The organism is Prevotella sp. 10(H) (genome assembly GCF_000711235.1).
Taxonomy (GTDB): domain Bacteria; phylum Bacteroidota; class Bacteroidia; order Bacteroidales; family Dysgonomonadaceae; genus Dysgonomonas.
This window is the reverse complement of the sequence record NZ_JOMI01000009.1, coordinates 365,777-387,446: the sequence shown is the minus strand read 5'-3', so window position 1 is coordinate 387,446 and position 21,670 is coordinate 365,777. Positions and strand designations below refer to the sequence as shown.

The 21,670-nt window shown below is 38.8% G+C and carries 15 protein-coding genes; 9 read left to right on the top strand and 6 right to left on the bottom strand.

The window, feature by feature from the left end; genetic code table 11:
• Nucleotides 1–10 precede the first annotated feature (10 nt).
• The 5 genes from K348_RS0117090 to K348_RS0117070 form a co-directional block, all read right to left on the bottom strand.
• Complete coding sequence (locus tag K348_RS0117090) at nt 11–3,409, bottom strand: TonB-dependent receptor (RefSeq protein WP_081852616.1); 3,399 nt, start codon at nt 3,407–3,409, stop codon at nt 11–13.
• A 253-nt stretch (nt 3,410–3,662) separates the two neighbouring features.
• A complete protein-coding gene (locus tag K348_RS0117085; protein WP_029906760.1) occupies nt 3,663–4,634 on the bottom strand; it encodes a FecR family protein in 972 nt (323 codons plus the stop codon).
• A gap of 67 nt (nt 4,635–4,701) precedes the next feature.
• A complete protein-coding gene (locus tag K348_RS0117080) occupies nt 4,702–5,250 on the bottom strand; it encodes an RNA polymerase sigma factor (protein ID WP_029906759.1) in 549 nt (182 codons plus the stop codon).
• Between the two features lie 170 nt (nt 5,251–5,420).
• Nucleotides 5,421–6,038, bottom strand: coding sequence for a response regulator transcription factor (locus K348_RS0117075; protein WP_081852606.1), 618 nt, complete (start codon nt 6,036–6,038; stop codon nt 5,421–5,423).
• A gap of 7 nt (nt 6,039–6,045) precedes the next feature.
• Nucleotides 6,046–7,932 (bottom strand): tetratricopeptide repeat protein, encoded by a 1,887-nt coding sequence (locus K348_RS0117070; RefSeq protein ID WP_029906757.1) that lies wholly within the window; start codon nt 7,930–7,932, stop codon nt 6,046–6,048.
• Nucleotides 7,933–8,156: 224 nt separating this feature from the next.
• Between K348_RS0117070 and K348_RS0117065 the strand changes: the two genes are divergently transcribed.
• From K348_RS0117065 to K348_RS19595, 6 genes are read left to right on the top strand one after another with little or no spacing between them, the layout of a single operon-like run.
• A complete protein-coding gene (locus K348_RS0117065) occupies nt 8,157–8,612 on the top strand; it encodes a hypothetical protein (protein ID WP_156032916.1) in 456 nt (151 codons plus the stop codon).
• 10 nt (nt 8,613–8,622) lie between these two features.
• Nucleotides 8,623–8,943 (top strand): hypothetical protein, encoded by a 321-nt coding sequence (locus K348_RS0117060; protein WP_029906755.1) that lies wholly within the window; start codon nt 8,623–8,625, stop codon nt 8,941–8,943.
• A 49-nt stretch (nt 8,944–8,992) separates the two neighbouring features.
• Complete coding sequence (locus K348_RS0117055; protein ID WP_051698001.1) at nt 8,993–9,589, top strand: porin family protein; 597 nt, start codon at nt 8,993–8,995, stop codon at nt 9,587–9,589.
• Between the two features lie 44 nt (nt 9,590–9,633).
• Nucleotides 9,634–10,203, top strand: coding sequence for a hypothetical protein (locus K348_RS18900; RefSeq protein WP_051698000.1), 570 nt, complete (start codon nt 9,634–9,636; stop codon nt 10,201–10,203).
• Nucleotides 10,204–10,214: 11 nt separating this feature from the next.
• Nucleotides 10,215–11,015 carry a hypothetical protein gene (locus tag K348_RS0117045; RefSeq protein WP_029906752.1) on the top strand — a complete coding sequence of 267 codons (801 nt, stop codon included), beginning with the start codon at nt 10,215–10,217 and terminating at the stop codon, nt 11,013–11,015.
• Between the two features lie 25 nt (nt 11,016–11,040).
• The gene (locus tag K348_RS19595; protein WP_081852605.1) at nt 11,041–12,834 is read left to right on the top strand and encodes a DUF805 domain-containing protein; all 1,794 of its coding nucleotides are present in this window, start codon (nt 11,041–11,043) and stop codon (nt 12,832–12,834) included.
• Between the two features lie 71 nt (nt 12,835–12,905).
• On the opposite strand, the gene K348_RS0117035 is transcribed toward K348_RS19595, so the two are convergent.
• On the bottom strand, nt 12,906–13,802 hold the full coding sequence (locus K348_RS0117035) for an AraC family transcriptional regulator (RefSeq protein ID WP_029906750.1): 897 nt from the start codon (nt 13,800–13,802) through the stop codon (nt 12,906–12,908).
• A 130-nt stretch (nt 13,803–13,932) separates the two neighbouring features.
• Here K348_RS0117035 and K348_RS0117030 point away from each other — a divergent pair, with 130 nt between their 5' ends.
• The 3 genes from K348_RS0117030 (at nt 13,933) to K348_RS0117020 (ending at nt 21,564) form a co-directional block, all read left to right on the top strand.
• Entirely contained in the window at nt 13,933–15,312 is a 1,380-nt protein-coding gene (locus tag K348_RS0117030) for a sugar porter family MFS transporter (RefSeq protein ID WP_029906749.1), read from the top strand.
• 92 nt (nt 15,313–15,404) lie between these two features.
• The gene (locus tag K348_RS0117025) at nt 15,405–18,740 is read left to right on the top strand and encodes a DUF5107 domain-containing protein (RefSeq protein ID WP_029906748.1); all 3,336 of its coding nucleotides are present in this window, start codon (nt 15,405–15,407) and stop codon (nt 18,738–18,740) included.
• A gap of 28 nt (nt 18,741–18,768) precedes the next feature.
• Nucleotides 18,769–21,564 (top strand): glycoside hydrolase family 2, encoded by a 2,796-nt coding sequence (locus K348_RS0117020; RefSeq protein WP_029906747.1) that lies wholly within the window; start codon nt 18,769–18,771, stop codon nt 21,562–21,564.
• Nucleotides 21,565–21,670 lie beyond the last annotated feature (106 nt).

The window sequence follows — 21,670 nt, the reverse complement described above, 5'->3', positions numbered from 1 at the left end:
ATGTTGGTTTTTAAAATGTTATATTTAAACCGATTGTATATGCCTTTTGCAGAGGATATGCTTCTTCTCTGGATTCATAATTAGCTTCCGGATCAATAAAATCGAGATTGCTGAATGTAAGCAGATTAGAACCGGCGACATATACACGCAATGCATTTATGCCCGCTTTACGGGTTAATGCCTGAGGCAATGTATAACCTACTACTATGTTTTTCAGACGCAAATAATTAGTATTGCGCATCCAGAATGAACTTGAGTTTGGTCCGAATCCGTTATCATATTGGGAGTTAGTAGTATTGTTTTTATAAGGAGCCTGAGTTACCCGCGGATATTTTGCATCCTGTCTTTCCGGAGTCCAGTAATTGTCGAAATATTCATAAGATACATTCGTATTGTTCAGACGGAAAGGAAGTGTCTGATAGCCTTGTACATTGATACTGGCTTGTGCAGCGCCTTGGAAGAACAGGCTAACGTCAATCCCTTTCCAATCGGCAGCAAGTGTAAATCCGTAGGTAATACGCGGGTATGGAGCATAGCCTACTACTGTTTCGTCCCATGCATCTATCTTACCGTCAGGTACACCGTCAGGGCCGCTGATATCTTTATATCTTACATCGCCGGGATGTAATTCCGCTCCAAATTGATCTACATGATAACCGTCAGCTGCATTGATGATTCCGTCACCGTTTTTGTCATCGGCAGTCGAAAACAGGCCATCTGCTACATAGCCGAAAGGTGTCTGCCAAGCACGATTAGTACGGCGTCTGTAGGGGCTGTTGTATGTATCGAGAGATTCGTAGATTTTATCCATTTTATTTTTTGCATAGCTGAAGTTAGCATCCAGATGCAAGTTCAGGCCATTAGGTAAAGAATAGTTTCCTCCGAGTTGAAATTCAACACCACGGTTAGTCATTTCGCCTGCATTTTCCTGTGCGAGGCTCAAACCGTATTCTACGGGTACATTTATATTCGGAGACAGTAACATTCCCGATCTTTTCTGATGGAAGACATTGGCTTCGAAAGTTATCATTCCTCTTAGGAAAGAAGCATCGAGGCCGATGTTGGTGCTCTTAGCTTTTTCCCATGTGATGTCAGGATTAGCTTCTTTGCCCATTCTCGAGCCTTGTACTATCTTATTTCCGAACACATATGAGTTTCCAAATAATTCGTATGCAGAAAGGTATTCGAATGCTCCTCCGGCAAGATTTCCGGATTCTCCCCACGATGCTCTCAGTTTAAGATTTTGCAGCCAATCAAACTTATCTTTCAGAAAATTTTCTTCCGATATTCTCCAGCCTGCTGAGAATGCAGGAAAGAATGCCCAGCGTTTTCCCGGTGCAAAGTAAGAATGCCCGTCGTATCTACCCGAGGCTTCAAACATATATTTTCCATCATATGCATATGTCATACGGTAAACCAGTCCAGCCTGTGTAGTATGCGCACTTGAACCTCCGTTATCGAAATCCATTTTGTCGGAGCTACCCATATCCAGCTCGTCTATATCTACCTGATAGCCTTTACGGTAAGCTTTTATCCATTTGTATTTTGTATCTCTTGCTTCGAATACAGCAAGTGCAGTGACATCATGTTTTCCGAATGTGCGCGCATAATTCAAATGTGCTTGCGCCGATATTCTTTCATTACGGCTATCTACCTGATTTAATGATGTGATTTCCTCGCCGTTAACAGTTTTAGTATATGTATACGGATTAGTGCTGGTATCCAGCAGATAATAATACTGCGGTTTACTCCAGTTTTTTGTATATTGATAATTCGGGTCATAACTGAATACACCTTTAGTACTCAATCCTTTGATGAAAGGAAGTTGTTGCTCGAGCGACATCGATAACAACAAGGTATTATTGTTTATCTTATTATAAGAACCGCTTTTCAGGTCTCCGATAGGAGAACTACCTCCCGATTCGCCCCAAAGACCGTTGCTGTAATAAAGACTACGTATAGGCATATAGCTGATAGCTGTAGGATCGGGAGCAGTATTTCTTTTCTCAACAGAGCCGTTGAAGGAAAGGGAGACTTTAGTATGCTGTAGTGCCTGAATATCGAATTTCCCGTTTATACTGTATCTTTTATAGTATACCTGATCGTACATCCCCTGTTGGTCGAAATACCCCAAGCCTACATAATAACGCGTATGATTATTCCCTCCGCTCAGTTGAAGGTTATAGTTTTGTACAGGAGTATGTAGATCCAGCATTTCATCATAAAAGTTGCTGTCAGGATACCTGTCAGGGTCTTCGGCATGCAGCCTTCCGTAATTACTTATCATATCCCTGTCGAAAGGCAGAGCGCCTCCTTCCGGTATTTTTCCTTTATTGTCGGTCAGGTAGGCTTCGTTGCGTAAAGTCATATAGTCTACAGCATTCAACATTTTGGGACGGATTGTAGGAGTTTGCCAACCGAAATAAGCATCGAGAGTAAGCGTCGCTTTACCTTCCTTACCGCTTTTTGTAGTGATAAGTATTACCCCGTTAGCTCCTCCCAGTCCGTAGGGAGCAATGGCAGTTGCATCTTTCAGTACGCTGACAGATTCTATATCGTTAGGGTTTACCTGATTTATATTGTCGCGGATAACTCCATCAATTACTATAAGCGGACTTTTGTTGCCTGTACTGCCTATACCGCGAATATAAATTGCGGGGTTATCTTCACCCGGTTTCCCGCTTGTTGGCCTCATACTCACTCCGGATATTCTACCGGCCATAGAGTTGGATATATTAGCTGCGATAGATTTTTTTAATTCATCGCCTTTGATGTCTGCAATAGCTCCTGTCATGGTTGCCTTTTTCTGGACACCATAAGCAACTACAACTACTTCTTGTAGATCCTGAAATAGTTCTTCCAGCACAATATTCAGATTAGTTGTACGGGTAACGGTTATCTCCTGCTTTACGAAGCCGATGAAAGATATGCTGAGGACATCTCCCGGATCTGCATCGAGTGAAAATTCTCCTTCAGTATTAGTTATGGTACCTATAGTTTTTCCTTTTATCGATACGGAAACGCCGGCCAACGGATCTCCTTTTTCATCGGAAATTTTTCCTGTTATTGTAATTTTATCATTAACAACAGTGGTAGTACCTGCAGGCTTTACGGCTTTGGATATGGTAATATGCCTGTTGTTTATGGAATAGGTCAGGGTAGTATTCTTTAATACCTGACCGAGAATTTCATTTATGTTTCCATTTTCTACATTTACTTTTGCTTTAATACCTGCGATATCGCTGTCTTTGTAGTTGAAAAGGAATTCACTTTTTCGTTCAATGTCTTTAAATATCTCTGTTAACAAGACTTCTTTTGTAACAAGTGAAATTTTTGTCGATTGCGCATAAGTATTGGTTGCTTGCATTTGGAAAACACATACGAATAAAAGAAATAGTGTGATTCTCATAATACGCAGTATTTTTATTAGTTCTTCTTTGCTAGAAGCACTACTGATACATATATTTTTCATATATTTGTGAATAAATTGGTTACAAACTCACGACTATCTATTCGCTGTAGTTGTCATGAGTTAAGACTAATTTTAAATAATGATGCAAACCGGCTGTTCCTCCAAGACTGGCCGGTTTTCTTTTTCTTTGGGTTTTATTTCATAGGCAAATGTTTTTTATAGTATTAGATTAATTTTGTTAGTTAGCTAGTTACTTACTGACAACATAGTGGCTGTCATTTGTCTTTCTCCATTTGAATTTTATATTGTTTTTCATTATATTCAGGATTTGCTCTATGTCAAGGTTCGCATCGAAAGCTCCCGTTACTTTTACATTACAGAGATGCTCATCGTTCACCTTTATAGTCACATCATAATGCTTTTCTAACATCTCTGCCACTTCGCCAAATGTCAAAGATTTGTATCTTATGAGATTTTCTTTCCATGCAATCGATGTCTCCATATCAGCATCACTCACATTTATTTCGCTGGTGGCTTTTGTGTACATAAGTTGCTGATTAGGATTCAAAAGGACAGTCTGGTTCGGAGATTCGAAACGGATTGAACCTTCTACTAACACGGCAGATGTTATTGATTCGTCAAGTCTGTTTCTTACATTGAAAGAAGTGCCGAGCACTTTGATTTTTGTACCATTTAGGTCTACCGTAAATGGCTTTTCAGTATCTTTAGTCACTTCAAAGAAAGCTTCACCTTCGAGGCTAACATGTCTGCCATCTTCCCCGAAAGAATCATTATATGTAAGTGTTGTATTTTTATTAAGGAGAATTCCTGTACCATCGGGTAAACTAATTTGTGAAACAGCGTTACCGGAAATATACGAATAATTCTGTATAACTTGGGCCTCCCTAAAAAATCCGAGATAGATAAATATACCGATAAACATAGCCGCTGCTACACCGGCATATCTGAGGCTTATTTTTCTTGCAGGGCGTTTAGTCTCATTCTCTTTTATTTTTGCTGACAAAGTATTGTAAGCCTTATTGTAGTCGATATCCACTGTTGAAGACACATCGGCATTCCAGTATTCTTTTATTTGCATGAATATTTTTTCATTCTCTTTGTTCTCTCTCAGCCAGTCAGAGATCAGCAGAATATCATTGGACGAAGCATCCCCGGTCAGGTATCTTATTATCAGTTGTTCTATTTCGTTATTCGGGTACATAAAATATATCTTATATATATTAAGTAACAGAAATAAAGGAATACCCCTAATATGATAGAATAATTTTTTACTTCGAATTAAATTCTTTCAATTTTGTCCTGATTTTCTTCATTGCCGATGTAAGGTGTATCTCCAGTGTTTTTACTGAAATGCCGAGATGCTCGGCGGCATCTTTATATTTCATATTGTCTTCCTTTACCAGTTTAAAAGCCAGCTTACATTTGACAGGAAGTCCTTCTATTGTCGAATTTAATTCTTCAATCATTTCCTTGGATATGTACTCTTCTTCAGCAGTTGTTTTTGTGGAACCGAATAATTCTATAGCAACATCATCGAAGTTGATAGTTGTTATTTTCTGCTCTCGTATATAGTTTAAAGACTTAAATTTAGCTATTGAATATATGTATGTATTGAAATTAGTTACTTGCGGCAGCAACTTTCTTTTTTCCCATATTGTATAGAATACGTCTGATAAAATTTCTTCTGTTACCTCTTTAGACTTGGTATACATGAAAATATACCTTGAAATTTTTTCGCTATAAGCAAAATAGATAAACTTCAAGGCCTCTTCAGAATCATTACCAGCAAGATCCTCCAAGAGGGATTTTATATTCATTCTTTCAATGTGAGCACGTGAAAAATATGAAGAACGTTCTTATCCCACAAATATAGAATTTTTATTAGAATGATAAAATTTCTCTAACGTCCGGAATACAATAAGAAGTGATTTAACTATGTCGTCTTTTACGGGAAATACTATGTTAAGTTATTAATTTTGATGACTGGTTACCAGATGAACTTCATCTCATATCCCTTTTTTATAAGTTCGGCTACGTTGCGAGCCTGAAGTTTTATAAGCAGATTTCTCCGGAAAGTACGAACATTTTCTGTAGTACGGGAAATAATGTCAGCAATTTCTTTCGTGGTCAGTCCATCAGCAACATATTGCAGGATTTCTTTTTCACGGTTCGAAAGCCAGATGACGTTTTGATTCTTCTTGTTCTCGAGCAGAATGTCTATTTCTTCACAAAGAAATTGTTCTCCGCGATTTACTGCTTCTATACCTATAAGCATTTCTTCACTTTCCGCATTTTTAAGAATATATCCGAGCGCTCCGTTATGCAAGGCGCGTTTGGCGATGTTGAATTCTTTGTATGTAGTAAGCATGATAATCTTTAATTCTGGGTATTGCTTTTTTATCTCGGCACAGAAGTTGACACCGTCTCCATCGGGCAAAGCTATATCTAATAGGAATACATCGGGAAGTTCTTTAGCTAAGCCTTCGCGGCACGATTTCAGATCGTAATATGCATGTGTTACTGTTGCTACTCCTGACTCGTTTATCAACTTACTTAAGCTTTCGACTACCATCCTATGGTCGTCTACAATTTGAAGATTTATCATATTACAGCTATTTTATTTTCAATTCTATAGTTGTCTCTGTGCCTTTACCGGGTAATGATACCACGTCGATCTTTCCATTATAAGAGGTCACCCGGTCATAAATATTCTTTAAGCCCAATCCTTTCTTTATAGATTTTTCATCATATCCCTTGCCGTCGTCCTGGACTGTAAGCGTTATATGCTTTTTATCCTGAACCAGTTGCAAATTGATGTTTTTTGCACCCGAATGCTTGAGAGAATTGTTTACCAACTCATTGGCACAGCAGTAAAGAACAAATTCCGCTCTCTCTTCAAAGCGATTATCCTGTCCGAAAAAATGAAAATGAACAAAAGGAAATTGAGTGGCAAAATCTTCCAGCGCAGTTTTAATCCCATAACGTAAGGAAACGGGCATGAGGTTGTGAGCCACCCGGCGGACTTCTTCAATACAGCCGTCCAGTTTATTGTTGACATTTGATAGTGACACTGTATCGTTAAGTTCTATCTTTACTGCCGAAAGATTTCCGCTCAGGCGGTCGTGGAGGTCACGTGCCAGACGTGTGCGTTCTCTCATTTCGCCATCCATAACCGACCGGGTTGCTATTAGCTGTTTTTCTTTCTTAGCATTCCTGAGATTCAGCCATAGAACGAACCCTAAGGCGACAGCAAACAAAATCCCCGCAACGCCTAGCCATGTATATAGCTGCTTTTCTTTTTCGAGGGAAGTGATACGGAACTCTTTTTTATCGGTTTCGTATTTGACAGCTAAATCGGATACGGTTGTATGAAAACTCTTCTCAGAATACAATTTGTTTAGTTCAGAATATCGTTTGAAGTAGTATGCAGCTTTCTCCATGTTATGCATGTAGATATTTGCCAGGGCAATATTCTCTGCTATGATCCTCGATTCATCTAAGTCTGTAGAATCGGTTTGCCAGGCTTTAAGTGCCTCAGCCTCGGCTGCTACATAATTCTTCTGCGCCATGTAAACGTCTGATAAACATTTTCTTGCATTGATATAGAGGTTCTTATCTTTTATTAAATCTGCCTGCCTGTAGGATTCTTTTGCGTACATGAGCGCCTGGTCATAGTCTTTTCTTTGTAGGTAAGCGGTTGCCAACAGACTTTTTGTATAACATTTGTTTACAATACCCATATTGACGCTATCCGCTTTTTGCAGGTATACAATTGCCTTGTCCGGATCACCTTCTTCAATGTAATTGTATGCATATTCGTTGTATATATGGGCTATTCTCCAATTATATCTGTCCTCACTTAGTTTATTGCTCTCTTCTTCCGCCTGCTTCAGATATTGCAGGGCTGTTTGTGTATTACTCAACTTTCTATTGATTTCGCTCAGGTTAGTTAATGCCCTTACGCAGTCTTCTGTCCAACCCTCATTCTCCGATATTTTCAGTATTTCCAGATAATAATCGATCGCTGTATTATATTTTCCCTCTTTGGCATATGTAAATGCGATCAACGAAAGAGTTTCTGCTGCTGATCTTTTATCCCCTCGTTTTATATCTATTTCTATTAAAGATTTAAAAATAGCAATTGCCGTATCATATTCTGCTTTGAAAGTATAAGCGACTCCCATCGTACGGGACAAGTTCATTTCTATGGCATGCTCTTTAAATTTTCGGGCATATTCAATAGCCTTGGGCGCATATACTACCACACTGTCTTGCGCAAATCCGGAATAGGCACCCACGATATCGGAGTAGATAGAAAATAGTTCCTTTTCGGTATGCGGCTTTTTTTTCAGCTCCAGTTTCAACGAATCTGCCGTAAAGCTTGCCTTATCCCAAATTGTACTATCATTTGCAAAAACATTCTTGCAAACTGAAAAGACCCCAAGTAAAAGCATAAATCTTAGTATTCCTCTAAAGAATGTATTATCGGTTATAATCATAAATGAAAGATTTGCCCGATAAAGTACGACATTTTATACTGATTCTTTTTTATTTTAAATCAAAAATCTTCTGATTATACTTAAAAATCACCCTTTTGGGTAATTGTCAGATACTGTCATCCCTCATACATTTGTTTAGTCTTTTATAACATTTATTGTCAAAAATGATAAATGGATAATTATGACAACCGGAAATCTAAGAATATTAACATAACTACTTTATTATGAGGAGAATTTATTGGGTGGTTTTCGCAGCCGTATTACTTTTCTTATCAGGAATCTTTATGCCACAAGACTTAATTGCTCAGCAGAGCGATAAAGGAGTATTACATACAGTAAAACTGGGAGAAGTAGATTATTCGCTCGGGATAATCAGGGTTGCCAAAAATAAAGACGGAAACGTAGAAGTAAAGGTAGACGGCTCGCTGAGTGGGAAAAAACATAAATTTTGGCAGGTGCAGGCCGGGGATAAAGTATATAATGTACGCCCGTCGGTGGGAGTGGAGATCATTTCGAACGGCAAAACAGTGTCCGCTAATTCATTTTCAATTGAGGAAGACGGTATGTTAGTCGGATTCCCGACAAAGATTCTCCCTGCAAAAATCATCTTCTTCAGTGTCGATGACAAAGAGCACAAAGTTGTCTTCGATGCAAAAACAAAAAAACCTATAACCAACTAATACTAAAGATATGAGTAAAGTAATTGACGAATTGTCACAAGATGATTTCGGAAAATCATTCGATACGAAAATATTTGGTGAATTGAAACAAAAAATGAACGATCAGGAAAAATCAGGCTTCATCGCACTTGCATTGCAAATAGTGGGATTGATCGCTATCATTTCATTAGGAGGTCTGGTCGGTCTTGCAGTACTTTTTACCACACTGATTGCCGCAATGATTATAGCTCTGTCTAGCCGAAAAGCAGTAAAAAAACATCAAGATATGTTAGGGATTACCAATGCCGAACTCAAAGAAGCTCTTGCAGCGCGCCGTAAAAAAATGAAATAAGATTACTTACATATATACACTTTTAATTATTACTAATACAAATTTTATTATGAAAGCATTAAAAACACTTCTTTTCTCATTATTTCTTTTATCTGTGCTATCGATCAATGCTCAGGAAAAGAAAGTAACCTTCGGAATAAAAGCCGGACTTAACCTCTCCAATGTCGGTTCGAGTAAGGGCAACTATGACAATACCAAAACAAAAGCAGGTTTCCACGCCGGATTTACACTCGATTATGCATTCACTCCCGAATGGTATTTGCTGACAGGGTTGGAATACACACTTAAAGGTGTGACGATCGAATTATCAACCGATCAGGAAGTAACGGCTGCCTACGTGCAACTGCCTTTATCTGCAGCTTACAAACTAAGCTTGTCGGAAGAAACGGCTATTGTAATGAGCTTGGGGCCATATTTCGCGTACGGAGTACACGGGAAGATAAAACAGGGCAACTACGAACAGGATACTTTCAGTAAGATAGCATTGAAAAAGTTTGATAGCGGTATGAATTTCGGTGTTGCGCTGGAATATCAGAAATTCTGCTTTACCATGGGCGGGGAACTCGGCTTTGTGAATATCATGCAGAAATATAACGATAAGGCTGAAACCAGAAATTTTAAACTTTCGGTAGGTTATAAATTCTGACAATAACTATAACTCATTTCAAAACAAAAAAGACAACTTTAATCATGATCAGATATCTTTTATTTACTATTTTATTATCCTTTGCTATAACATCTTATGCACAGGAACCCCAAGTGGAAATGATACAACCGGCAGAGGGCAAAAGCATAGTGTATTTTATAAGGACATCCTCTGTCGGCTCATTAATAAGTTTCTCTATATATGATGGGGAAGAACTTATCGGCAAGTTGAAACCCGGGCAGTTCGTGGCCTATGAGTGTGATCCGGGATCTCATGTGTTTATCGGTAAGAGCGAAAATGCCGACTATGTGGAAGCAAACCTGGAAGCTGGAAGAATCTATGTTGTAGATGCTCAGGCTAAGATGGGCGCATTAAAGGCTCGCATAAAACTGGCTCCTCTGGATAAAAACTCGAAGAAGTACGAAAAGGAAAAGGAAAAATTTATGAAACTGCTTGCCAAGAACAAAGGAGAAAAAGTTTCTATGGAAAGTGACACTCCGGTAAATAATGAGGACAGTGATTCTATGGGCAAAGCAATGAAGAAATTTCAGGAAAAGAAAGAAAAGAATGATAAGATAACCCAGCTTACTGCAGATATGCATGTAGAGGCCTAAAATATATTATTATGAATAAAATCTGGTTAGTATGTATCCTCAGCATCTTATTCGGACTCGTTTCTTGTTCGAAAGATAACGATGAAGAAGAGAAAGAAGAAGAATATGAATATGAAATAGAAGAAACGGACATTGTCGGGAAATGGGTAACCACATCAGGAAAATATAACCTCACATTGTTAATAACCGCATCGGATTATGATTTTACGATATCTGAGCCGGGTAAAGGAGGCTCGTACGACAGAGGAACATATGATATTGCGAATACAGGCAAAATTACATTTACAAATACCTCCAAGACTATCTTGGCTATGGGGTATTTGCGAAACGGAAAACTTACGCTGTCATTCGTCAATTCCATTGCCCTTATCATGCTGGGTACCGCAGCCGGCAATATAGAGTTCACTCTTTCTGAAGATGTTGTGGAACCTCCGGTGGAGGAAGGTGAAGGTGCTTTAATTATTCAGAACCTTAGTGATAACTACGATATTGTAAAACTCGACCTTTACGATGGCGATGGAGAGCATCTCGGCTCCGATACGGATGTGCTTGAACCCGGCTATCAGTTTACCTATGATGTGGAAGCAGGCAGCTATGTCGCAAAAGTTACGGATAGCAGAGGAAAATCATATACATCCAAAACATTAAAAGTAGTAAAAGACAAGGTTACAGTATTGGCGTACAATGGTTCTGCACTGAATATATTGGCTACAGGAATAGATGAATCCCAATTGTCGAAAGCAGCAATTAATAACACAGCCGTAAAATATATTCGTTTTGAACTTCCTCTTCAACCTATTGAAAGAAAATGATTATCATGATAAAACTATCCCATAGATGAAATGGTTTATTAAAGTTCTTCGGCATTATGCCGATTTTAGCGGACGGGCACGCCGCAGAGAATACTGGATGTTTGTATTGTTCAACCTGCTGTTTTTCTGGGCGTGGACGTTTCTGGTTGCCTTGGTTATTGCCGGCATAGGCAGGGATATTCAAGATGCATTACCCAATGTATATCTGAGCTATTATGCCATGATGTTATTGCCGGGACTGGCGGTTGCCGTCCGCCGCCTGCACGATATCGGCAAGAGCGGCTGGATGTTGCTTATCGCGTTGATTCCATTCATTGGAGGTATATGGTTATTGGTACTGATGCTTACCAAAGGTGAGGAATCAGAAAACAAGTACGGACCGAATCCGAAAACCTCAGCGGAAATCTTCAGCGAACCACAGAAATTGAAAAGTGCAGGTGTGGTATTAACCGTAGCTGCTTCTCTGGGGATTATTTTTTTTATGGGAAACACTTTGCCGGCGTTGTTGGACGGTTATTGGTCTTTCGGGCAATTTATCAATGTCATTGGCTATGCATTATTGTTGGCGGCAGGTATTTTCCTTTTGGGCGGAACAAGTATATCCTACATGCAAGGAAAGGCAAGAAATGCGATGCAACTCATGTTGGCCGCATCAGCCGTATTTTTACTGATGAATATAAACAATATATTTTCGTTAGGGCCTACAGCATGGATCAGTTTTCTGTCTCTTTTGGCTTTGGTTATATTTACTGTGTGCTGCTTATATTTCCAACAGAATAAAGATCTTCTCCGTATTTTGGCAATAGCTGTTATTGTACTTTCAGCTATGAATTTTTTATGGTCTGCTTATTTCAGGATAAGTTATGGCATGCCGCTTAATAACTGGAAAGATATATTTTTCCTGCTTTTTTTACTTTTTCCTGTTGCCTATATTGTTTTTGTGGCAACGTTCTATCCGCCAGAAACAGTTCGACAAACAAACGTAGTGGAAAATAATATACATACAAATCTTCAGAAACCTACGGAAACCCTAAGCACGCCAAAAATAAAAGAGCCGGAAAAAGTATTCACATTATCTAATCTGGAGAAAGTAAGGATTAATACAAAAGAGAGTGATATAGTAGCAATGTTCGGGCAACCCGACTTCAAGATGACAGCCGAAACGATTTTTGCAAAGTTCGCCACTGTTCCGGCATCAGAGAGGGGTAAGGTGTACTGGACGTACAAAACTCCTTATGGCGATCTTCAGGTTGCCATAAAGGACAATTTATATGTTGTTGCAACTAACGGGCTTGAATCCATTATTGAAAAGATGAAAGCAGAACTTCCCGAAGAAAAGCCGGATGCAGCCGCTACAGAAGAGATATTAAAAGAAGACATTCGCTTTTCTATCGATGCTTTCAAGCCTCTTGTCACTACACCCGCATTTACGAAAGAAGAAGCGTACAGCATGCTTGAAGATTATCTTACCCACCTCAAACCTCAGAAAATGAGCGATGATGAAACAGAACTGCTGAAACCGCTATTCATGAACCTGCTGATACATTTCCGAAATGAAGCTTATCTGTATATGCAGGCAGGAAGAGGAATGGGCGGTATGTGCGATGCCTGCAGTGGATCAATCAGCAAAGATGAATTTTATCTTATGGGAAGTTGGGCGAGGTGCCGCAAATGTGCCTTGGATTCGATTGTGATTACTTTGGATTGGAATTACTATCTGGGCCACATCATTTCTGCAATAGGTCAGGTACCTCCCTCTATCGTTTCGCAGGCATATGACATTAAGGATAAAATTACTAAAAGAAGACAGGCGCTATAGTTTCATTCATTCTTTTAAAATCAGACAAAAAGGCTTTAGTATTTTACTAAGGTCTTTTGTTTATTTACTGGCTATTTATCCTTATAACGTTTCCTGTATTCACTTGGCGATATTTCCATTTGCTGTTGAAAGGCCCTTGAAAAATGAAAAGGGTCATAGAATCCAAGTCGGAAAGAAATCTCTTTTAATTTTAACTCCGAAAATTGTAAATAAGCACATGCCCTCTGAATCCGCAATTGATTATAGTAGACTATAGGTGAATAAGAAGTCTTTTCTTTAAAAAGAGAAATGAAGCGGGATTTAGAATATTTTACATGTTCTACAATATCATCCAATGTTATTTGTTCCTCGAGATTATTTTTCATGAAAACGATACTTTTCTGAATAACATCATCTACCTTCACCTTATTAATCTCCCTGTATTGATGTAAGTATTTGATCGAGGCAAAAAAATACATCAGGCAGTAACTGATATATTCAAGATTTTCCGGTCGGTACCCCATTTCCAGATTTTGATATATTTCTTCAAAAAGTTGTATCCGGTCCTGTTGGCGACTGGAGTCGGAATCATCAATAGTAATTACAGTATTAGTAATAGCAGCAAAATCCGGAGCGTTCTCTCCTTTGAAATGTATCCAGTATATACTCCATGGCTTTTGTTTGTCTGCTCCGTAACTATGCGGGTCTCCTTTAGGAATAATATATGCCTGATTCCTGTTCAAAATATGCCTTACACCGCCGTGCTCGATCCAGCCTCTACCTTTATTACAATAAATGAAGATATTTTCAGTTCCTCCGTTAGGTCTGATTCTATAGTGTTCTTTTGCATTGGGATAGTAGCCGATATGAGTTACATACAATTGTTTTGTGATATTATTTTTAGCTTGTAACTCTCTGATATTGTAGGGGGTAACGATTGCTTTTTCGTCTTTAAAACCTTCAGCTTTGGTATCGGTATAGTTATTCATAATAAAAATAGTCAGGTTACTTCTATCGCGAAAATAGTAATATTTTACATGCTAACAGTAAAATCTTACATTTTTTTGTATTTTGGATATTGTAATTTTACCATCGTGAAATTATATCTAATTTGAAAACATGAAAGACTATAAATCCGTATACCTACCGACAATTACTTTTATTTCTGCAATGGGAGGTTTGCTTTTTGGCTACGACTGGGTAGTCGTAGGAGGTGCAAAACCGTTTTATGAACTATTTTTCGATATTGCAAACTCTCCTGCTATGCAAGGCTGGGTAATGGGTAGTGCTATATTGGGCTGTATTCTTGGGGTGATGGTTTCAGGAAGTCTTTCCGACAAATACGGGAGAAAACCTTTGATGTACACCGCGGCAGTCATATTTATCGTGGCTGCAGTAGGAACAGGAATCGTCAATAATTTATCGATATTTATAGCTTTCAGAATTTTAGGCGGAATAGGAGTCGGTATAGCCTCCAACTTATCACCCATGTATATAGCCGAAGTTGCACCGGCAGAGCAACGCGGCAAATATGTTTCCCTCAATCAACTCACAATTGTTATCGGAATATTATCCGCTCAGTTGATAAACTGGCTGATTGCCGATCCTGTAACTGCAGGAGAAGATATCTTATCGTCATGGAACGGGCAGATGGGCTGGCGCTGGATGTTTTGGGCAGGTGGTGTCCCTGCCGTTGTATTCTTCTTTTTACTATTTCTCATTCCTGAAAGCCCGAGATGGCTGGGTAGTAAAAACAGATTTGAAAAATCGAATAAGATATTTACCCGTATAGGCGGTACAGAATATGCAGAAAAGCAGATTGATGTATTAAAGGCAACGAATGCTAAAAATACAGAAAAAATTAATTACAAAATGCTCCTAGAGGGCAATATGCCGAAAGTATTATTGATTGGAATCGTGATCGCTGCTTTTCAACAATGGTGTGGCATAAATGTGATTTTCAACTATGCACAGGAAATTTTCTCAGCAGCCGGATACGGTGTTTCCGATATATTGTTCAATATAGTTATTACGGGAGTTATTAATGTCATATTCACCATAGTCGGAATGTATACTGTAGACAAGTTGGGCAGACGATCATTACTCCTTTTCGGAGCGGTCGGTCTGGCATGCATCTATGCTGTTTTGGGTGCGTGTTATTATTTCCAGATTTCGGGCATTGCAGTACTTATTCTCGTATTGATGGGCATTGCATGTTATGCGATGACTCTGGCACCTGTGACATGGGTAGTAATTTCGGAAATATTCCCGACCCGAATACGGGGTATGGCAATGGCAGTAGCTACTTTTTCGTTGTGGACAGCCTGTTTCATCCTCACATACACCTTCCCTCTACTCAATAGCGGATTAGGTGCTTATGGAACTTTCTGGCTGTATGGTATTATTTGCGTACTCGGATATTTATTTATTAAATCACAATTACCCGAAACAAAAGGAATATCTCTTGAAGAAATAGAAGAAAAACTACAAAAGAAATAATATTAATTAAATAATAAAGCATAAGCTAAATGATTGATAATCAGGAATTTGGTTTCTGATTAAGGAAGTTGTATATTTAAAATGACCTAAAAATGAACGAATTGACTAAATATCTGATTGAATCTACAGTTACCCGAAAAGGAGAAGTTAAAGTATGGGAAGAGGATATTATGCTCCCGACCTATGAGGCAGGTGAAGAAGAAAAGAACCCGATATTTTCCGAAAAAAGAGTTTATCAGGGTAGTTCGGGAGTGGTATATCCATATCCGGTGATAGAGAAAATATCAGACGAGAAGATAAATAAAAAATATAAGGCCCTCTTTATCGAGAATGAATATATCAAAGTAATGATTCTGCCGGAGCTGGGAGGGCGTATTCAAATGGCTTATGATAAAGTAAAAAGCAGGCACTTTGTTTATTATAATCAGGTTATCAAACCTGCATTGGTAGGACTTTTGGGGCCGTGGATATCGGGAGGTATCGAGTTTAACTGGCCGCAACACCACCGTCCAAGTACTTATTTACCTACAGACTATACAATCGAAAATAACGAAGACGGCAGTGTCACTGTCTGGTGTAACGAAGTAGAGCGTATGTTTCGGATGAAAGCGATGCAGGGATTCACCCTTCATCCGGGAAAATCATATATAGAAATAAAGGTTCAGGTATATAACCGGACACCTTTCCCTCAAACGTTCTTGTGGTGGGCAAATCCGGCCGTAGTAGTAAATGATGACTACTATTCCGTATTCCCGCCTGATGTTCATGCTGTGTTTGACCATGGAAAACGGGAGGTCTCCAACTTCCCGATTTCCACAGGTGAATACTACAAATACGATTATTCGGAAGGAATTGATATCTCTAAATATAAAAATGTTCCTGTTCCTACCTCCTACATGGCTATAAAATCGAAATTTGATTTTGTCGGTGGCTATGAAGGAGGAAAAGTAAACGGAGGGCTTCTCCATGTTGCCAATAATAATATTTCTCCTGGTAAAAAACAATGGACTTGGGGACATGGAGACTTCGGACAGGCATGGGACAGAAACCTCACCGATCAGGACGGACCTTACATTGAGTTAATGACAGGCGTGTATACTGACAATCAGCCGGACTTCACTTGGTTGCAGCCTAACGAAGAAAAGTCCTGGTCGCAATATTTTATGCCTTATGCAGAAGTTGGATATGTAAAAAATGCCACTAAAGATGCCATTGTCAATGTAGATATTGAAAACGGAGAAGCAACCGTTATACTTTATACTACTTCTCTCTTTGAGGATTTAAAAATCATTCTGAAAGGAGTAGACGGTAAAATATTTATCGAGGAAAAGGCAACAACATCGCCGGAGGATATTTATAAGAAAACTGTCTCTGTTGGTAAATTACTACTGGAAGAGATTATATTTGAGTTATATACTAATGATGGCAAAGAGTTGCTTCGTTATCAGGCAGATAAACCGGATATTGTCCCTACCCCTGATCCGGCTAAAGCAGCTAAAGATCCTAAAGATATTGCATCTATAGAACAATTATTCTTAACAGGGCATCATCTGGAACAATACAGGCATGCCACATACAATCCGATCGACTATTATCAGGAAGCATTGAAGCGTGAACCCGGTGATATAAGATGTAATAATGCCATGGGGCTATTAATGTTGAGAAGAGGAAAGTTCGAAGAAGCAGAACCCTATTTCAGAACAGCAATAGAAACCCAGACCGAAAGGAATCCGAATCCATATGATGGCGAGCCTCATTACAATTTAGGATGGAGCCAGTTACTTCAGGGTAAAAAAGATGAAGCATATAAAGCATTCTACAAAGCAACATGGAATGCCGCATGGCAGGATGCCGGATACTTTGCTTTGGCTCAGATAGACGCATCAAAAGAATTATGGGAAGATGCTCTCGATAGAATTGACAGGGCATTGATCCGAAATTGGCACAATCACAAAGCACGACAACTAAAAGCATCTATCCTGAGGAAATTGGAACGTAAAGAAGAAGCCTTAGCCCTAATAGAAGAATCTCTTAAAATTGATACCTTCAATATGGGATGCCGTTTTGAGAAATATCTTTTGACTGATGATAAAGAGGTATTGAAGGAAATGGTAAAGTTGATGAGGCATGCTACACATCCTGCCATTGAATATGCTTTGGATTTTGCAACAGCAGGTATGTATGAAGAAGCAACAACATTGCTGGAAGCAAATATTGAAGATAAGAATAATGTATATCCGATGGTCTATTATACATTAGGATACTTTGCCTCTAAGAAAGATGACACTAAATCGGCAATTGATTATTATAAGCTGGCAGCTAAGATGTCTCCTGACAGATGTTTCCCAAACAGAGTTGAAGAGATATTGATGCTAAAAGATGCAATGGAGAAAAATCCGGATGACTCTTTTGCTCCTTATTATCTCGGTAATTTCTGGTACGGTGCACGCCAGCACAAAGATGCGGCAGAATGCTGGGAGAAATCGATAAAACTAAATGATAAGTTCCCTACAGCGTTAAGAAATCTGGCATTAGCATACTACAACAGACTGAACAGGCAGTCTGAAGCCGCTCCATTATTGGAAAAAGCATTTGAACTGGATAAAACAGATGCGCGCATATTCATGGAACTGGATCAGCTCTATAAAAAACAAGGGAGAAGTCATGCTGAACGTTTGGCAATGATGGATAAATATCCTGATTTAGTAGAGCAGCGCGATGATATGATTATCGAGCGAATAACACTCATAAACCATTTGGGCAGATACGAAGAAGCAATGAAATTGATCTCCTCTTACAAGTTTCATCCATGGGAAGGCGGCGAAGGAAAGATCACCAAGCAATATATGGTATGCCGTATTGAACTTGCCAAAAAAGCAATGGAAGAAAAAGATTATGAGCTTGCGATTAAATTGCTCCACGAAACAGATGAATATCCGTACAATCTCGGTGAAGGAAAATTAACTGTAGCAGAAGAAAATGACATCAACTATTATAAAGGAATAGCTTATCGCGGCCTTGGGAATGAAGCTAAAGCGAAAGAGTATCTGGTAAAAGCTACTATCGGCTCCAGAGAGCCAAAACAGGCTTTCTTCTATAACGACCAGCAGCCCGATAATATATACTATCAGGGGCTGGCATGGGCAGCACTCGGTAACCAGGCAAAAGCAAACGGATGCTTTCATAAATTAATCGATCATGGTGAGCACTATCTTTTCAAAGAATCGAGAATCGATTATTTTGCAGTTTCTTTACCGGACCTTGCTATCTGGGAAGATGATCTGAATGTGAGAAATAAAATTCATTGTTATTACGTTATGGGACTTGGACTTCTGGGACTCGGAAATAATCAGAAAGCAAAAGAATATTTTTCACGGGCACTCGAAATGGATAATAATCATCAGGGAATACTAACTCATAATAGATAATATAAACTTGATCTTAAAAACAGATATTATGAAATACACTATTATTGTAATCATGCTTCTCTCCCTTTTCTCATGTTCAAAAAACGGGGAGGCAGAAATTTCGCTGGCAGGAGAATGGCAATTCTCACTTGACGCGGAAAATGTCGGGATAAATGAAAATTGGTATTCTAAAGATTTTACCGAGTTAATAACGCTACCCGGTACCACCGACGATGCCGGAAAAGGTATCCCTAATACACTCGAGCCATCGATAGGTAAACCACAAATATTGCATCTTACACGTAAGAATAGTTACGTGGGTGCAGCATGGTATAAAAAAGAAGTGGTTATTCCTTCCGACTGGAAGAATAAAACTATCGCTTTAAATCTGGAACGTGTAATATGGGAAACTTCGGTATGGGTAGACGGTAAGGCCGTCCCTGTAAAAGGAGAGAGTCTCATAGCTCCCCAATACTTTGATCTGACTGAGTATCTTACTCCCGGGAAACATACCATTTGCTTACGAATCGATAACAGTAAAAAGTATGACATATCGATTAACGATAAATGCCATGCATATACCAATGAAACACAGATTATGTGGAATGGTGTAATCGGCGATATATCACTAAAGGCACATGATCCTGTATCGATTAAACAAATTGATGTTTACCCAAATGTAAAAGATAAAAACATACTGGTAAAAGTTCATTTAAACAATAGCGGTAAAGAAGTGTCAGGTAAATTATCGGCTTCTGTAAAATTGAAAAACAGTAATAAGTCTTTGAATGAAATCACATCTCATAACATATCGATTAACAAACAAGATCAAATCGTTGAAATGACATATCCGATGGGAGATTCTTTCCTCTTATGGAACGAAATTACTCCTAATGTGTATGAGCTTTCCGTTTCGCTAAAAGCAGGTGATTACAACTCGACAAGGAGCACCGATTTTGGAATGCGTAACCTGAAACAGCAGAATGCCTCTATTTTACTCAATGACAAAAGGGTATTTATGCGCGGAACTCTGGAATGTTGTATTTTCCCGTTAACAGGTCATCCGCCTATGGATAAACCAGGATGGGAAAAAGTAATGAAAACTGCCCGCGAATGGGGATTGAATCATTTACGTTTTCATTCATGGTGCCCGCCTAAAGCAGCATTTGAAGTTGCTGACGAACTGGGATTTTATTTACAGGTTGAATTACCTTTATGGTCACTCAGCGTAGGGAAAGATCAGCCGACAAATAGCTTTCTATACGCCGAAGCCGACCGTATAATGAACGAATATGGTAATCATCCGTCATTTTGCATGTTTAGTCTGGGGAATGAACTACAGCCTGATTTCGACTTTATGACAAAATTACTCTCTTATATAAAAGGAAAAGATAATCGTCGCTTATATACAACAACCTCTTTCACTTTTGAACGCGGACATGGAAGCTGGCCGGAACCTGACGACGACTTCTTTATTACCCAATGGACAAAACAAGGCTGGGTACGCGGACAAGGAGTATTTAATGAAGAACCGCCACGTTTCGATAAAGATTACTCTGAGGCAGTTAATAACATGCCAGTACCTCTGATTACTCACGAGGTAGGACAATATGCAGTTTACCCTAATATGAAAGAAATAGAAAAATACACAGGTGTTTTAGATCCTTTGAATTTTAAAGGAGTAAAAAAAGAACTCGAACAAAAAGGATTAATTGACAAAGCCGATGATTATCTTATGGCATCAGGCAAACTTGCCGCTTTGCTTTATAAAGAAGAAATCGAACGCGCCTTAAAAACCCCGGGATGTAGTGGCTTCCAACTTTTAGACTTGCATGATTTCCCCGGACAGAGTACTGCATTAGTGGGTTTGATAGACGCTTTCTGGGATAGCAAAGGTGTCATAGATCCTGCTGAATTTCGTCAGTCTTGTACATCTATTGTTCCTTTGATCAGATATCCGAAAGCGACCTACACAAATAATGAATCCTTTAATGCAAGCGTTGAAATAGCACATTATGGCAACGATGATTTAAAGAACAAAACGGTATTCTGGAATTTAAAAAATGCGGAAGGAAAAACTGTTCTTGACGGAAAAATAAACAATGTAAATGTAAACGTAGGACAATATGAAGTTGTTGGTAATATTAATTGTACATTAAACAGCATAAACAAAGCGGAACAGTTACTAGTCACGGTTGGCATTGAAGGAACTGACTATCTGAACTCGTGGAAAATCTGGGTATATCCGGCAGACGTAAAAATCGAAAAGAAAGATATCATCTTAACTGCCGATTATAATGAAGCTCAGAGAGCATTGAAAGAAGGAAAAAAAGTATTATTTAACCCTCCTTTCGAAAAACTGAAGGGCCTGGAAGGCAAATTCCTGCCTGTATTCTGGAGTCCTGTGCATTTCCCGAAACAAGCCGGTACAATGGGTATATTATGTAATCCCAAACACAAACTATTGGAAAACTTCCCTACAGATATTCATACTGACTGGCAATGGTGGCATTTGCTGACCAATTCGAAAACGATAGTTACCGACAGCATTTATACTAATATCGAGCCAATTGTTGAATGCGTTGACAATTTTGCAAATAACCGTCGGTTGGCAACCATTTTCGAAACGAACTGTGAAAAGGGCAAATTACTGTTTTGCAGTATAGATTTAATACGACAAAGCGATTCGATACCGGAGATAAGACAGCTTTTGTATAGCATTACAAACTATATGAATTCGAGCGACTTCAATCCGAAACAAACTATTGAAATTGAAAAGATACAATCCCTGATTGACAAAACACAAAAAGAATATAAGCGGGCATCAGCCATATCTGTATACTAATTACTATTTAAAATTTAACAACAAATAGCTTAAGGGTTTTACTTAAAATAGTAACTCCTCGATGACAACTGAACCCGTCAAGTAAAACCTTTAAGCTTAAGAGATT

Coding starts and splice junctions, on each gene's coding strand:
- K348_RS0117090 (WP_081852616.1), bottom strand. CDS start 3,409: ATGAGAATCACACTATTTCTTTTATTCGTATGTGTTTTCCAAATGCAA.
- K348_RS0117085 (WP_029906760.1), bottom strand. CDS start 4,634: ATGTACCCGAATAACGAAATAGAACAACTGATAATAAGATACCTGACC.
- K348_RS0117080 (WP_029906759.1), bottom strand. CDS start 5,250: ATGAATATAAAATCCCTCTTGGAGGATCTTGCTGGTAATGATTCTGAA.
- K348_RS0117075 (WP_081852606.1), bottom strand. CDS start 6,038: ATGATAAATCTTCAAATTGTAGACGACCATAGGATGGTAGTCGAAAGC.
- K348_RS0117070 (WP_029906757.1), bottom strand. CDS start 7,932: ATGATTATAACCGATAATACATTCTTTAGAGGAATACTAAGATTTATG.
- K348_RS0117065 (WP_156032916.1), top strand. CDS start 8,157: ATGAGGAGAATTTATTGGGTGGTTTTCGCAGCCGTATTACTTTTCTTA.
- K348_RS0117060 (WP_029906755.1), top strand. CDS start 8,623: ATGAGTAAAGTAATTGACGAATTGTCACAAGATGATTTCGGAAAATCA.
- K348_RS0117055 (WP_051698001.1), top strand. CDS start 8,993: ATGAAAGCATTAAAAACACTTCTTTTCTCATTATTTCTTTTATCTGTG.
- K348_RS18900 (WP_051698000.1), top strand. CDS start 9,634: ATGATCAGATATCTTTTATTTACTATTTTATTATCCTTTGCTATAACA.
- K348_RS0117045 (WP_029906752.1), top strand. CDS start 10,215: ATGAATAAAATCTGGTTAGTATGTATCCTCAGCATCTTATTCGGACTC.
- K348_RS19595 (WP_081852605.1), top strand. CDS start 11,041: ATGAAATGGTTTATTAAAGTTCTTCGGCATTATGCCGATTTTAGCGGA.
- K348_RS0117035 (WP_029906750.1), bottom strand. CDS start 13,802: ATGAATAACTATACCGATACCAAAGCTGAAGGTTTTAAAGACGAAAAA.
- K348_RS0117030 (WP_029906749.1), top strand. CDS start 13,933: ATGAAAGACTATAAATCCGTATACCTACCGACAATTACTTTTATTTCT.
- K348_RS0117025 (WP_029906748.1), top strand. CDS start 15,405: ATGAACGAATTGACTAAATATCTGATTGAATCTACAGTTACCCGAAAA.
- K348_RS0117020 (WP_029906747.1), top strand. CDS start 18,769: ATGAAATACACTATTATTGTAATCATGCTTCTCTCCCTTTTCTCATGT.